This is a genomic window from Spartinivicinus ruber, assembly GCF_011009015.1.
Classification (GTDB): domain Bacteria; phylum Pseudomonadota; class Gammaproteobacteria; order Pseudomonadales; family Zooshikellaceae; genus Spartinivicinus; species Spartinivicinus ruber.
On record NZ_CP048881.1, the window covers coordinates 25,055 to 38,807 of the forward strand.

20 protein-coding genes are annotated in these 13,753 nt (G+C 44.5%); all 20 read left to right on the forward strand.

The window, feature by feature from the left end; genetic code table 11:
• The first annotated feature begins 6 nt into the window (after positions 1 to 6).
• The 20 genes from G4Y78_RS30245 (at position 7) to G4Y78_RS30340 (ending at position 13,751) form a co-directional block, all read left to right on the forward strand.
• Complete coding sequence (locus tag G4Y78_RS30245) at positions 7 to 1,008, forward strand: major capsid protein (RefSeq protein WP_163836946.1); 1,002 nt, start codon at positions 7 to 9, stop codon at positions 1,006 to 1,008.
• Positions 1,008 to 1,358, forward strand: coding sequence for a head-tail joining protein (locus tag G4Y78_RS30250; RefSeq protein WP_163836947.1), 351 nt, complete (start codon positions 1,008 to 1,010; stop codon positions 1,356 to 1,358). Before G4Y78_RS30245 ends, G4Y78_RS30250 begins: the two co-directional genes overlap by 1 nt.
• A complete protein-coding gene (locus G4Y78_RS30255; protein WP_163836948.1) occupies positions 1,342 to 1,941 on the forward strand; it encodes a hypothetical protein in 600 nt (199 codons plus the stop codon). The genes G4Y78_RS30250 and G4Y78_RS30255 overlap by 17 nt, the downstream gene beginning before the upstream one ends.
• Positions 1,922 to 2,413, forward strand: a complete 492-nt coding sequence (locus G4Y78_RS30260; protein WP_163836949.1) for a hypothetical protein — start codon at positions 1,922 to 1,924, stop codon at positions 2,411 to 2,413. The genes G4Y78_RS30255 and G4Y78_RS30260 overlap by 20 nt, the downstream gene beginning before the upstream one ends.
• A complete protein-coding gene (locus G4Y78_RS30265) occupies positions 2,406 to 2,999 on the forward strand; it encodes a phage baseplate assembly protein V (protein WP_163836950.1) in 594 nt (197 codons plus the stop codon). Before G4Y78_RS30260 ends, G4Y78_RS30265 begins: the two co-directional genes overlap by 8 nt.
• A 12-nt stretch (positions 3,000 to 3,011) precedes the next feature.
• A complete protein-coding gene (locus G4Y78_RS30270; RefSeq protein ID WP_163836951.1) occupies positions 3,012 to 3,365 on the forward strand; it encodes a GPW/gp25 family protein in 354 nt (117 codons plus the stop codon).
• Positions 3,355 to 4,200, forward strand: coding sequence for a baseplate assembly protein (locus G4Y78_RS30275; RefSeq protein WP_163836952.1), 846 nt, complete (start codon positions 3,355 to 3,357; stop codon positions 4,198 to 4,200). Before G4Y78_RS30270 ends, G4Y78_RS30275 begins: the two co-directional genes overlap by 11 nt.
• Positions 4,187 to 4,819, forward strand: coding sequence for a phage tail protein I (locus G4Y78_RS30280; RefSeq protein WP_163836953.1), 633 nt, complete (start codon positions 4,187 to 4,189; stop codon positions 4,817 to 4,819). The genes G4Y78_RS30275 and G4Y78_RS30280 overlap by 14 nt, the downstream gene beginning before the upstream one ends.
• A gap of 6 nt (positions 4,820 to 4,825) precedes the next feature.
• Positions 4,826 to 5,761 (forward strand): phage tail protein, encoded by a 936-nt coding sequence (locus G4Y78_RS30285; protein WP_163836954.1) that lies wholly within the window; start codon positions 4,826 to 4,828, stop codon positions 5,759 to 5,761.
• On the forward strand, positions 5,761 to 6,294 hold the full coding sequence (locus G4Y78_RS30290) for a hypothetical protein (protein ID WP_163836955.1): 534 nt from the start codon (positions 5,761 to 5,763) through the stop codon (positions 6,292 to 6,294). Before G4Y78_RS30285 ends, G4Y78_RS30290 begins: the two co-directional genes overlap by 1 nt.
• Positions 6,281 to 6,766: a hypothetical protein gene (locus tag G4Y78_RS30295; protein WP_163836956.1), complete on the forward strand. Its 486-nt coding sequence runs from the start codon at positions 6,281 to 6,283 to the stop codon at positions 6,764 to 6,766. Before G4Y78_RS30290 ends, G4Y78_RS30295 begins: the two co-directional genes overlap by 14 nt.
• A 6-nt stretch (positions 6,767 to 6,772) precedes the next feature.
• Positions 6,773 to 7,258, forward strand: coding sequence for a hypothetical protein (locus tag G4Y78_RS30300; RefSeq protein ID WP_163836957.1), 486 nt, complete (start codon positions 6,773 to 6,775; stop codon positions 7,256 to 7,258).
• On the forward strand, positions 7,259 to 8,416 hold the full coding sequence (locus G4Y78_RS30305) for a phage tail sheath subtilisin-like domain-containing protein (protein ID WP_163836958.1): 1,158 nt from the start codon (positions 7,259 to 7,261) through the stop codon (positions 8,414 to 8,416).
• Between the two features lie 14 nt (positions 8,417 to 8,430).
• The gene (locus tag G4Y78_RS30310; protein WP_163836959.1) at positions 8,431 to 8,940 is read left to right on the forward strand and encodes a phage major tail tube protein; all 510 of its coding nucleotides are present in this window, start codon (positions 8,431 to 8,433) and stop codon (positions 8,938 to 8,940) included.
• A 2-nt stretch (positions 8,941 to 8,942) separates the two neighbouring features.
• A complete protein-coding gene (locus tag G4Y78_RS30315; protein ID WP_163836960.1) occupies positions 8,943 to 9,200 on the forward strand; it encodes a phage tail assembly protein in 258 nt (85 codons plus the stop codon).
• Between the two features lie 5 nt (positions 9,201 to 9,205).
• A complete protein-coding gene (locus G4Y78_RS30320) occupies positions 9,206 to 9,364 on the forward strand; it encodes a GpE family phage tail protein (protein ID WP_163836961.1) in 159 nt (52 codons plus the stop codon).
• A 10-nt stretch (positions 9,365 to 9,374) separates the two neighbouring features.
• Positions 9,375 to 11,855 (forward strand): phage tail tape measure protein, encoded by a 2,481-nt coding sequence (locus G4Y78_RS30325; RefSeq protein ID WP_163836962.1) that lies wholly within the window; start codon positions 9,375 to 9,377, stop codon positions 11,853 to 11,855.
• The gene (locus tag G4Y78_RS30330; protein ID WP_163836963.1) at positions 11,848 to 12,270 is read left to right on the forward strand and encodes a phage tail protein; all 423 of its coding nucleotides are present in this window, start codon (positions 11,848 to 11,850) and stop codon (positions 12,268 to 12,270) included. Before G4Y78_RS30325 ends, G4Y78_RS30330 begins: the two co-directional genes overlap by 8 nt.
• Positions 12,267 to 12,470: a tail protein X gene (locus G4Y78_RS30335; RefSeq protein WP_230425796.1), complete on the forward strand. Its 204-nt coding sequence runs from the start codon at positions 12,267 to 12,269 to the stop codon at positions 12,468 to 12,470. The genes G4Y78_RS30330 and G4Y78_RS30335 overlap by 4 nt, the downstream gene beginning before the upstream one ends.
• 324 nt (positions 12,471 to 12,794) lie before the next feature.
• A complete protein-coding gene (locus G4Y78_RS30340; RefSeq protein WP_163836964.1) occupies positions 12,795 to 13,751 on the forward strand; it encodes a contractile injection system protein, VgrG/Pvc8 family in 957 nt (318 codons plus the stop codon).
• Positions 13,752 to 13,753: the final 2 nt, after the last annotated feature.

Here is a 13,753-nt window from a genome sequence, read left to right on the forward strand (position 1 = left end):
GAATTCATGAACAATTTAGATTTAATTGCACAGCATGAAGCGTTTACTGTGCAAGGCTTAACTTTGGCCATTAATAAGGCCGTCTCCACCCCTGGCCGTATTCGCGAACTGGGGTGGTTCAAAGAGGATGGGATTAATACCACCTCTATCAATATCGAGTTTCGAAACCAATCATTAATGCTAGTGCCGACCCAGGTACGTGGTGCGCCAGGGTCATCACTGGATCGTGAAAAGCGTGCTCGCTTGCCATTTAACATTGTGCATTTACCCATGGAAGGCGCGGTGTTAGCTGATGAGGTGCTAGGTGTTCGGGCGTTTGGCTCTGAAAACACATTAGATCAAGTACAACGTTTGGTTGCCCGTGAGCTAGAAAGAATGCGCCAGTCGTTTGAAGTTACCCATGAGTTTCAACGGTTAGGGGCAATCAAAGGTAAAATTCTGGATGCCGATGGAAAAACGGTTTTAGAAGACTTATTCGACCGCTTTAAAATTCAACCGAATAAAATGACGTTGGATTTTACTAAAGACCTTCGCACCCAATGCATGGATATTAAGCGGGCTTCAGAGAAAGAGCAGGGTGCTATTAAAGCTTCACGCTACCGGGTATTAATTGGTTCCAATGTCACCAACGAATTGCTGAAAAATGATGACTTCAAAAAGGCTTATGAACGTTATCAAGATGGTTTGTACTTAAGAAATGACATGCGAATGAACATCAACTTTGGTGGACTAATTTGGGAAGAATGCGAAAGTGAATTTAACAGTCAGGTGTTTATTGGCCCTGATGATGCCATTGTGGTGCCTGAAGGGTTGCCAGGTTTATTCCGCTCATACTATGGACCCGCCAACTACATGGAAACCGTCAATACACGGGGCTTGCCGTATTACGCTAAGCGCAAAGCCATGGACTACGACAAGGGGGTTATGTTTGAAGCCCAATCTAACCCACTGCACTTGTGTACTAACCCGAGAGTTATCATACATTTGAAGATTAAAACGGCGTCTTAATGAACGCCTTTGACCGCGCCACCCGCCGTATCATGCGGCGGTTAGGTACTTTTATTACTGTTGAAGATGAGGCAGGCAACACCCAACAAATAAAAGCTGAAGTTATTCAAGCAGAGGAATTTATTGCTAAAACCAAAGGCAGCACACTAAGCCTAAAGCTTGATAATCCTGTGCTGCAACTTGCTACAGTTGATTGCCCAAACCTCACAAAACAATGGTTAATCGAATTTAATGGCCAGCGCTATGAAGTGGCTGATAACCCATTAATTGAACACGGACAAATACAAATATCCTTAATACCCGTCCAAGAAAAAACAGACCTCAGTTGGTTAAATGAACCTGGAAATTAGAACGGCTAACCACCTGCAACACATTATTGATCAGGTAGAGAGTCAACCAAAACAAGTCAATAAAGCGATGCGGCGCGCCATGCGTAAAACGGCTCGCTGGCTAAAAACTCGAATGGCGAGAGAATTAGCGAGCCAGATGGGTGTTGCTCAAAAAGCCTTAAAAAGTCGATTTATTCTTTCAACCATTGGCAAAGGCAAAAACCAAAAGTTTGTCTTCTGGTTGGGCACTTATCCATTAGCTGCAGAAGAAGCAGGCAAACCCCGGAACTTAAAAAAGAAAGGGGTTGCGGTTAAAAAATACCGCTTTGCGGGTGCTTTTTATAAAAACGTTTACGGTTCCAAAAAGCATGTATGGATTAGAACGGCCAGAAATCGCACAGCTGGTTATTCGGGTGTAAGCCCAATGTCACAAACCCCTGGTAATGTGCCGAGCCATTTAAAAGGCCGCTTTCCAGTTGAACGGATAGGGATCGACATTGATCCAATAGCCGCCGAATTATTTCGGCGCTATAAAAGCCGTGTGAACGTGAATTTTAATCGTATCCTTGAGCAAGAATTAAACTATGCCCTTAACATTGAATAATCTTACTGAATACCATCAGGCTGTTGTTGAAGGGATAAAAACAGCATTACCTAACCTGGCAACCGTCGCCGCCTACAACCCAGCGGAAGAGCAAAAGCTAAATACACCAGCAGTCTTACTTGAGCTTACCCAAATGGAGCCCGCCGAGACCATTAGCGGGGGCCGTATAGCGGTTAATCTAGCCATGGTGGCGCATGTGTTTTTAGCCAAAAATGATGTTGAAGACATTCAATTGAGTATCCGTAATTTAGCCGCTTGGGTGTTACAAGCCGTACATCGAAATAACTGGGGGCTAGGGGGAGCCGTCGGCAACCCTAAGACAGTCGAAGCCTTTCCGGGGAGTTTTAATCCTGAAGTTGATGGTTATGAATCGTGGCTAGTGTCATGGGAGCAAGCTATTTACTTAGGGGCTGAAGACCAACCACCCGAATGGTTGCCTGGTGAAATTAGGCTAGGGGTTGGCTATGGATAGTACGACAGATGACATTCTACAGCGTTTAGAAGCCCTGGAGCGGCGATTAGCCCAGGTAGTTGTCAGAGGCCGTATACATGCCGTGGACCCCACTAGAGGGCTAGCAAAAGTGGAATACGGCGCAGAAGGCCAACAACAAACGACAGGTTGGTTACCCTGGAAACCAACAAGAACAGGCAAAACTGTTACCTGGTCACAGCCTGACATAGGCGAAGGAGCAACGGTTATTTCAGAGGGCGATTTAACGCTAGGGGAGATATTACCAGGCTCTTACTATGATCGATTCCCGGCACCTTCAGCTAATCCTGATGTACACCTAACACGGTATGCTGATGGGGCTATTAAGCAATATGATCAGTCAGGCCAGGCTTATCAATTAACGCTACCCGCTAGCGGCACAGTGAATATTGTGGCCAAAGGTGGCGTAACAATAACAGGTGATTTAACGGTTAACGGCAATATTACAGCAACGGGTGATATTACAGATCACACGCGAAGTATGCAGGCTGATAGAGATATTTATAACAGTCATACGCATGATGTGTCGGGCCACAGTAAAGCTGTACCGACAGACAAACAACAATAGTTATTTTAAATAATGAAAACCGGCACCCAGGCAAACACAGGTAAAACGGTTTCTGGCATCCCTTATTTACAACAACGCATCCAAGACGCGCTAAACACCCCATTAGGTTCACTGGTGGGGCATCGTGATTATGGTTCAAGGGTCTATGAAATCATTGACCGCAATATCAACCCAGGCTTTTACATGCAAGTGTATATCCGTTTAGCAGAAGCCTTAAATAATCCGGTTAATGGCTTGGATGATGTGAAGTTAAAAGAGATGCAATTAACTTGTGTTGAAAACCATCAAATAGAAATTACTTGTCGTTTTATTTTATTAGAAAACGGCGAGCCGATAACAATGGAGGGTATTATTATTGAGCAGTAGAAATGCGATTGACCTTTCTAAGCTGCCACCCCTGACGATTATTGATGAAACCAGCTACCAAGATGAGCTAGCCACAGTTACCACTAACGCCAATTTACCGAACCCTAGCCCAGCCGATCCCGCGTATCGTATTGCATCGGCCCTATGCTACCGCCATCGGTTATTTAGACAAAAAATCAATGAACAGATTTACGGGCTAACCTTAGCCGGGGCGAGGGAAGCACAGCTAGACCATATCGGCATAACCTACTACCAGACCCCGCGCCATGCGGGAGAAATAGACGACGATTATCGTAATCGGTTGCAGTTGGAGCCTGAAGGTAAATCAGTAGCCGGACCTGAAGGGGCTTATATTTTTCATGCATTATCAGCAGATGCCCTGGTTAAAGACGTGGTTGTGCATTCGCCTGAACCGGTTGAAGTGGATTTATATATTCTCACCCATGAAGGTAATGGTGAGCCGACAGAAGCCTTACTAAACAAGGTCAAGGCTTATCTGGAGCCTTATAGACCGTTAACTGACAAGCTCAATGTCAAAGTGCCACAAGCGTTGTATGAATACACGGTAGACGCTGAATTGCATTTAAAAGGTGGTCCAGAGGCTTCAATCATTGAAGCATTAACTAAAAAACGCCTTCAAGCGTATGTTAGCAGCCATCATTATTTTGGGGCTCAAATTACAGAGAGTGGTATACATGCTGCGCTGACCGTGGAAGGGGTAGAAAAGGTTGAGTTAAAAAACTGGCAAGACTATCAATGCAAACCGGCGGAAGCTGCCTATTGCACTCACATAACAATAAACACCAAACAATTAACCCATCATGAATGGTCATGACTCTATTTTACCGGGTAATTTATCGGCATTAGAACGCGATTTAGAGGCGTCACTAGCAGAAGCCAAAGCCTTAATTCCTGTACCCATTGAGACCATATGGAATCCCTATCAATGTCCTGTACCCCTGTTGCCATACCTGGCGTGGGCGGTATCCGTGGACCATTGGCAAGCCAGCTGGCCAGAACACATCAAGCGCAGTGTGATTGCTAAAAGTTTGGAAGTACACGAAATTAAAGGCACACGGCAGGCATTAGAAAAAGCGTTATCAGCCATCGATATTGATATTAATGTCACTGAATGGTTTGAAATGGAACCACCCGGCAAGCGGGGTACATTCCAGATTACCGCGAATTTGAGTGATCGTGGCATTACGGAAGGTGAATACCAAAACGTTAAAAATGTCATTGATACCGCTAAAAACGTGCGTAGCCATTATGATTTAAAACTGGCGCTTAGCAATAAATCGACTGTGCCGCTGTTTGCCATGGCCATTCGGCAGGGAAACCAAGAAATTCTTTACCCATTATTAACTAAAAAAATTACTGCAATTAATGGTTGTTATTTTACAACAGCAACCCGTTCATTAATTCAAACAACCTTATTTCCAATCGAACAATAAAATACGATGTCACAACATTATTTTGTGTTGCTAACGAAAGTTGGTCAAGCACAGCTATCCAATGCGCTTGCCATGGGGCGCAAACTCAATGTGTCCAAACTGCAAATAGGGGACGGTGGAGCCGATGAAGGCAAAGAAACTAACCCCACTGAAAACGATACACAATTAAAGCGCGTGCGTGGTGAGGTGCCGGTTAATGCCGTATTTCAACATGAGAGCAACCCCCATTGGGTTGTATTTCAGGTGGTGATTCCTGATGATGTAGGCGGCTTTTACATCACCGAGTTAGGGTTATTTGATGAAGGCGACAACTTAATTGCGATCGGTAAATACCCCAAAACTTACAAAGCTACTTTACCTGATGGCATATCCACTAGCATGGATTTAGAAGTCATTTGTCAGGTAGGCAATGTTGATCAGGTTAATTTGCAGATTGACCCGTCTAAAGTGTTAGCCACCATTGATTACACTGAAAAACGTTTTCAAGATCACCTGGCCGCAGCAGACCCACACCCGCAGTATATGCCTAAAGCTGGTGGTAATTTTACGGGTGAAATTAGTGTATTAGAGAATGCCGTTTATCATGAAGGGCATCAACCCAGCTGGGAAGAAGTAACCAACAAACCCGATTTATCCCTCGCTAGCCATAACCATGATGAGGTGTATTTTAAACTGGATCACCGGACTAAATCGGTGTGGGTGGATGTCACATCGATTGGACAAACCGGGGATATTTATAAAGCGTTGGAGTGGGCTAAAACCATTCACCCCGACGAAACTTTTCAAGATAACGACCACATGATTGTGCTGTATTCCAATCAACACGCCAGAGGTACGGGGAACGGTACTCATTACTGGAGTACCCGTCACATGGTGACATTCTTACGTAGTCGCAGCGGCTGGCATTTATTAGCGAATCAACCGGGTAGGGAGCCTGCCTAATGAACGTGATTTTAATTTTTAATAAGTTTACGGATGCCTATTTAGGCTTAACCTACGCCGGGGATGGCATGAGTGTTACCCCTGAAACCTGTAACCAAGAACACTTTAAATATAAGGTGGTGGATTTAGACCCAGACACTGAGGTATGGGAGGGCGATTATCACACGGGTAAAGTGGTTAAAAGGGCAAATCGAAAGATTATTATTACTGAGGATGAGCTAAATATTGATTGCCAGACCAAAGTCTTTCGAAAATATCGTTATTACCAGCAATTTAATATTTTATATGACGTGATTGACGCATTAATTGCAGCGAGCAATGTGGATGAAAGTAAGCTGACCCAATATCGAGAAATGCGCGAGTATTTAACCCGGATTCGAGACAATAACGACCGTTACAAAGCCGCTTATCAGGCTGTTGATGGGTATGAGTATTGGGATAAAGCTAAGGAAAGAGAAGCGTTAAATAAACAGCTTGAGGGCGGCCTACATGAAATAATTGGCCGTGACAGTACCACCCATGGCATCATCTAAACCCTATTTGGCTATAGACGACGTTAATAATATACGTGATGCCGTCACTCAAATAGATCAAGCCTACTGGCGAGACCGCTCAACCCATAAACCCAACCTTGGGATAGACGGCAGTATAGGCCGTTATTACTCCTGTGGTCGTATTTCATGCCCGGAGCCGTTGAGAAGCCAAATTGATGCCATTGCACCCGCGTTAGCCCCCTATGAACTGGAAGACTGGACAATCAACTGGATGCCAAAGGGCGGCTTTATTCCGCCCCATATTGATAATGAAGGCTATCTGGCCTTTGCTGTCTTATCACTACAGTCTGAAAGTGGCGCGTTTATTTGGTATAGAGACAACCAATTAACCCAGCCAGTTGAGATTCCAGACCAGGCAGGGCAGTTAATAACCCTTGATAACATCACAACGATTCATTCTGTCGCTACCGCATTAACAGACCGTTATACCCTGATTTTTTTATACAAATAATTATTCATGACAACCATTATTCCTAATTTACTGACAAAGGCGCAGTGTGCTGCCCTGTTGCTTGCCGCTAAAAAAGAACTCGCCCACTTTACTAAAAGTGAAGGGGTTTACCGACGCATAGGCCAAAACGGTACAAAAGCGCTATCAACTTACCGCACCTTAAAATATTGGCAGTTTTCGCCAGAACTAAAGCAGTTATTTAATGAGTCATTACCCGACACTATCACCTCGCAGTTTAATGAAGCGTGGTTTTTATATTTTCCCAAGCAAGGGTTTTTAGACAAATACCAGTCAGGCAAGCGGCTATTCAATTGCTTATCCATCCCGTTAAACAGTGGTGGCACGTTTGTGATTGATGCCGTTGAACAGTCCAATAACGCGGGAGATGGCTATTTATTTTCATTAGCCGATAAGCATCAAGTGCCTAAAACGACTAAAGCCGATATGTACCTTTGCTTTTTATTTTCCAATCATATCCAGGTAACTAATTAAATGACCACACAATACTTACATGGGGTTGAACAATATTTTTTAGAAGACCCGATTAAACCCATTAAAATATTATCCGCCAGTACCATTGGCTTAATTGCTACCGCTGATGATGCGGATAATGAAGTATTTCCACTCAATACCCCGACGTTAATTGCCAGCGATAAGCTCATCGCCAAAGCGGGTAAAACAGGCACCTTACGGGCTGCACTACAAGACATTTACCGTCAATCAGGGGCGATTGTGGTGGTGGTGAGAGTGCCAGAACCCGAGAACCCAGCAGAGCCAACCGAGGCCGATTTAGCCAACCTAATTGGCACCGTTGATTTTGAAACGGGTGGTTATACCGGCTTAAAAGCCTTGCGCATTGCGGAAGCGGCTGTAGGTGTGAGACCGCGTTTAATCATTGCCCCAGAGTTTTCGCATTTTGTTGATGTGGCGGCAGCGATGGAAAACGAAGCCAAAAAACTAAATGCCATTGCGATTGTTGATGGAGACGAAACGGGCTTTACCCATGTGATTAAGGCTGCTGAAGCCTTTAAAGAAGTGTTTTTTGTGAATGGCGGTATTGAAGTGTTAGATACTGCACTGAAGAAAAAAGTAAAACGCAAGGCGTCAGCCACCATTGCCGGGCATATTGTCCGCGTCGACTTTGAAGAAGGCTATTGGCATTCCCCATCAAACCGCAAACTATACGGCATTACCGGCACGTCAGAGCCTGTAGACCATGCAATTGGTTCCTTAACCAGTAAAGCCAACCGCTACAACGAAAAGAACGTAGCCACCATTGTTAACCAGCAAGGGGGTTGGTACTTATACGGCAACCGTCTTTGCAATGGCACCATGCTACCGCACCAACGTGTTCGCTATATCGTGGGTGATTCCATTCTGTACGCTCATCAGGAGCTTGTTGACCGTAATATCACCCGCGACTATGTGGAATCAGTTAAGGCTCGGGTAAACAACCTCTTACGGCGTCTTAAAGCACGACAGGTGATAGCAGGCGGTGAGTGTTGGGTTGATGAAGAATTGAATATGGCTGACATTGGCACCGGCCAAGTGACATGGGATTATGATTTAGGCTTATACGACGTAGCCGAGCGCTTAACCTTCCGCCAGCACATCAACAAACGCTACAACGAACAACTATTTACTAGCTAAGGAAAACAAAAAACATGGCAAGCGTTCCCAGCATTCTGACCGATATGAATGCATTTTTTAAAGACGAGTCATTTGCAGGTATTTGCAACACCATCACCTTACCGAAAATAGCCTTTAAAACCAGCGATTTTACCGCCGCTGGTATTGCTGGCGACATCGAGCGGAGTTTACACCGACTCGAAAAATTAGAGGCAGAAGTCACTATTTCGAGTTACAGCAACAAAGTGTTAGAGCTGTTAGGCCAGCCAGAAAGCACACAAGAAGAGTTCCGTATTCGTGGCTCGCTTGATGTCAATGGCGATATAAAAGCCATCATGATCAAGCTTAGAGGGCTATGGAAAAGCATGGAATTAAACGAGTTTAAGCCCGAATCTGAGGCCACCATGAAGTTTGCTATTGTGCCTGACCTGTATCAGTTCGAGTTAGAGGGTAGTGAACTGTTTTATATCGATAAGAAAAACTATGAGGTGCGAATTAATGGCGAAGACCGCACCAAAAAAATTAGAGAAGCATTAGGAATTTAATCATGACCACACTAAATACAGTTGAATTAAAAGAGCCGATTACACGCGGCAAGAAAACCCTTGATAAAATTAGTTTACGAGAACCACGAGCCGGGGAACTGAGAGGGCTAGAGCTAATGTCCATTGTTCGCATGGATGTAAACAGCTTGCGTATTCTATTACCCCGTATCAGTGAATTAAATGCTAATGAAGTGGATCAATTACACCCGGCGGACCTTACTAAATTAGCCTCAGAGATTACGGTTTTTTTGGCAGGCTAACGGCAGTGCCTAATGATGTAATGGATATCGAGGCTGACTTGTTTATGGTATTTCAAGGCTGGAATGCAACGACTACCGAAAAAATGACCCTTTCTGAACTGATGTTGTGGCATCAAAAAGCCACCCAACGACAAGAAAAAATCAACGCACAATTACACTCATAGGAATTAATCATTGACCAGTACCACCATGCGCTTACAAATGGTGATGGAACTGGCGGACCGGCTCAGTGCGCCTATGAATCAGGTAACACAACGCACTGAGCGTTTTAACCGTGAAGTTTCAGAAAGCCATCAAAGACTAGATGAACTAGGCAATACCCGTCGTGTGTTGGAGCAATTTAGACGACTACGACAGCGAACAGAGCAAACGGGAGAAGCATTTGAAGAGGCCAGGCGAGAGTCTACCCGAATAGCACGCGAATTTAACCGCACCACCAGCCCCACAGCAGCCCTTACGCGCCGACTGCAAGAAGCGACGGCACAGACCAGGGCATTAAGGCAGCAACACTTAGAAGAGCGCCAGGAGCTGCAACAGCTGCGGCTACAGCTACAGCAAGCCGATTTATCCACGACGAACTTAGATCATGCGACACTCAGCTTACAACGGCGTACAGACCGCTATAACCGTGAATTGGAGGAGCAGCAGCGACAGCTTGAGCGTACTCAAGCCAGGCAAGAACGACTCAACCAACTGCAAGCGCGTAGCAGCGACCTTAAATCAAAACTGGTGGGTGATGCGGCCAAATTAACAGGTGCTGTCTTTGCCGTAAAACAACTGTCGGATGCCTATGCTGATGTGGTATCAGCTAAGGGTGAAATAGGCTCTTTAGGGATTACCGAAGCAGGGCAAAACATCATTGCAGAAAAAGCCCGTGAATATTCCAATCAATTTGCAGGCACGACAACTGAAGCGTTTATCCTGGCGTCTTACGATATTAAGTCGGGTATATCCTCGCTTGGTGACTCAGCAGTGGGTGAGTTTACTAAAATAGCCGCCTTAACAGCCGGTGCCACCAAATCCAGCACAGCCGAAATGACCAGCTTATTCGCGTCAGGTTATGCGATTTATCGTGATCAATTTAGTGACTTTGCAAAAGGCTATATCAAGGATTGGGAACAATTAAGCGCTGAAGAAAAGGATATTCAATTCGGTCAGACGCTCAGTGCGGGTATTTCGTCGTCTGTGCAAATGTTTAAAACCGATGGGCCTAAAGTGGGACAAGCCCTTAGTACACTAGGTGCAACCGCTACCAGTGCTGGGGCTGCAATGGAAGAGCAGTTCAGTGTATTAGGGATGCTATCAGCGTCAATGCAAGGCGGCGAAGCGGCTACAAAATACAAGCGATTTATATTAAGTGCCGGTAAAGCCGGTGAAAAACTTGGCTTACAGTTTTTGGATGCTAACAATAAATTATTACCAACCGTCGATATTTTACGGCGTTTGAAAGAGCAATACGGCGACACCCTGGATGATGTAGAAAAGCAAGAATTAAGCAAAGCTTTTGGTACATCGGAAGCCGTAGACCTGATTGACATGTTATTCCCCAAAATTAATGAGCTAGACAGTACTGTTGGTAAAATGCGGGATAACTTGCAAAAAGGCATGAAAACGACCAATGCAATGGCTGACAATATTTTGTCGGGTGGTACCAATGAAGCCTATGAGTTATTAGGCCAACGCTTTAATAACCTGGCTGTTACTGTCGGTGAAATATTCGCACCTGCTTTAATTGCTGTATCCAATTTATTGGGTGAGGCGGCTATTGTTGTGCAGGATTTAATTAAGGATTTTCCGTTTGTTTCTAAAGCGATTTTATGGGGGGCGGGGGCCTTCGTTGCCTTAAAAGTAGCGATGATAGCAGGGCGAACCGCGATGTTAGCCTGGAATGCTGCCACCTTGTTTGGCCTCACGACAGCCAGTAGTTTAAATCTGGCAATGATCCGAATGGGGGCAATTCATACGGCACTAGCAGTAAAAACAGCAGCCATTACCGCCGCCCAATGGTTATGGAATACTGCATTAATGGCTAACCCCATTGGCTTAGTCATCACAGCAGTAGGCGCATTAATTGGGTTAGCGGCTTATCTGGTGGATGACTGGGGCGCGGTAGGGCAGTGGTTTTTGAGCTTATGGGATGACATAACCGCGCTGTTTTGGAATGGCTGGGAAGTGATTAAAACGGTATTTTCTTATTCGCCACTGGCGCTACTCATACAACACTGGCAACCCATTACAGGCTATTTTGATAGCTTATGTGAAGCCGTAAAAAATATATTCTCAATTGCCTGGCAGTGGATACAAGACACGGTTATTGGACCGATCATGGCGATTAAGGAAACGCTAGGAGCCGCATGGAATAGCCTGTTTGGTGATGATGATCAGTCGGTAGAGGTGACTCAGAAAGTTAAACAAATCTCTGACCAGGCTGTAAAAATCTCGAATGAAAACCCCGATATTACTAGCCAGATTAAACAACCAGAGCCATTAACAGGCAGCACCAGGGGTATGAATCAAACCAATAACTACCAAATAGCGGTTAATGTTGACCAACCCAACGCGACACCCGATGAAATCAATAAAGCCGTTGCTAAGGCTATGGATGAACACCAGCGAAAAAATGCCCGCTCAATAAGAGGCAATTTACATGATTAATGACATACCCAATCAAACCATGATGGCAATAGGCGACTTTATTTTTAGTGTGAATACTCTGGAATATCAGTCACTCAAAACAAGCCAAAGCTGGCGCTGGGCTAATAAAGATCGCTACGGGCGCAAACCTGCTAAGCAATATCATGGACCAGGGGCAACGAAAAAAACCTTAGATATTGCCGTCTATCCAGAAAAAAAACAGGATTTTTATTGGTTTGATCAACTGCAACAACTGGCGGATAAAGGCGAGCCTTACCGCTTAATTGGTGGCTCACCGGCTGGCGGTGTGGATTTAGGATTATGGGTAATTGACCAAATAGACCGAAGTGACGCATATTTTTATGAAGATGGTACACCAATGGAAATGAAAGGTAGCTTAACAATCTCAGAATACGGTGAGGATGAAACCGGGTGAAATATCGAACACAACAGAATGATATGCTCGATGCTATTTGCCATAAATATTATCAAGGTAATATCGCTGCCCTCGATGCTGTACTAGCCGCAAACCCAGGAATAGCAAAGCATGGCGCTTTGCTTCCTGCAGGTTTGACGTTGAAGCTACCTGAAATAGCAACCGAACAAAAAGACCAGCGAATAACGTTGTGGGATTAATGAAAACTTTTAAGCAAGATATAAAATAGGACTAATAGACATATCAAACAGGTACCTGCTATTAGCTCAAGAATAAATACCACTTTGTACTGACCTAACTCAGGTTTATTCAAAAGCCAAATGGTTAAGCCATACCAAATGACTAGGAGCACAACTAATAGGATTAGCGCTGGCGTGTAGGTTATGGCAGGAATAATTAACAGAAATAGAGTAACTGGCAACCACAGGATAGACACATAAACCAGCTTTTTGTTTATAGGGGGCTGTTTGCCATTAGAGCTATTATAGAAATCATCATCACTCATTTTGTCACGTCGTAAAATAGTGAAAACCGTATTTAAAATATTAGCCAACCAACAAAATATCACTCAATTAATTGCTGACCGATTAATTAAACTGACCATTCAAGATGAAGCTGGTACAAAATCGGATGCTGTAACCATCGACTTAGATAACCGCGACCAGGCTATTCATTTTCCGAAAACTGGGGCAGAGCTAGAAGTGTGGTTAAACGGCATCTACAAGGGGCTGTATGTGGTGGATGAGCTAGAAGAGTCACTAGACGACGATAGCCTGACTATCCACGGCAAAGCGGCCAACATGAAGGGGAGTATAAAAGCTACTCATGATGCGTCGTATGACAATATCACGCTAAAAGAGCTAGCCAGCACAGTTGCTAATAAGCATGGTTATCAGCTGGCCATTAACCCTGAATTAACTGGAATACAGTTTGAGCATATCGACCAGCGAGGTGAGAGTGATTTAAACCTATTAACCCGGCTAGCCAATCAACATAATGCAATAGCCAAAGCGATGGCGAATAAGCTGTATATTGTGCCAAAAGGTGAAAGCCGAAATATTCGAAATCAAAAATTACCTATCCTCACAATTAGCGACCCATACAACAGCAGTGGCCGCGTTGTTATTAATGAGCGTAACGATTACCAGGCCGTTCAAGCCTATTGGTTTTCGGAAGAGAAGCAACAAAAAATAGCTGTGATAGCCGGACAGGGTGAACCTAAATATGTTTTACGGGAAACCTACAAAACGGCAGATGACGCTAAAAGTGCAGCTAACGCAAAGCTGAATATGCTAAAGCGAGGTAAAAAATCACTGTCACTTACACGGCCATTGTCTCCAGAGATAGCGCCAGAACAGCGAATAATGATAGTGAACCATAAGACAAGTGCGAATGGTGAATGGGTGGTTAAATCAGTGGGGCATAGTTTAGGCAGTGGCTTTGCTGAGACTAGTTTGGAGTTGGTGCTACCTAAAAAGTAATT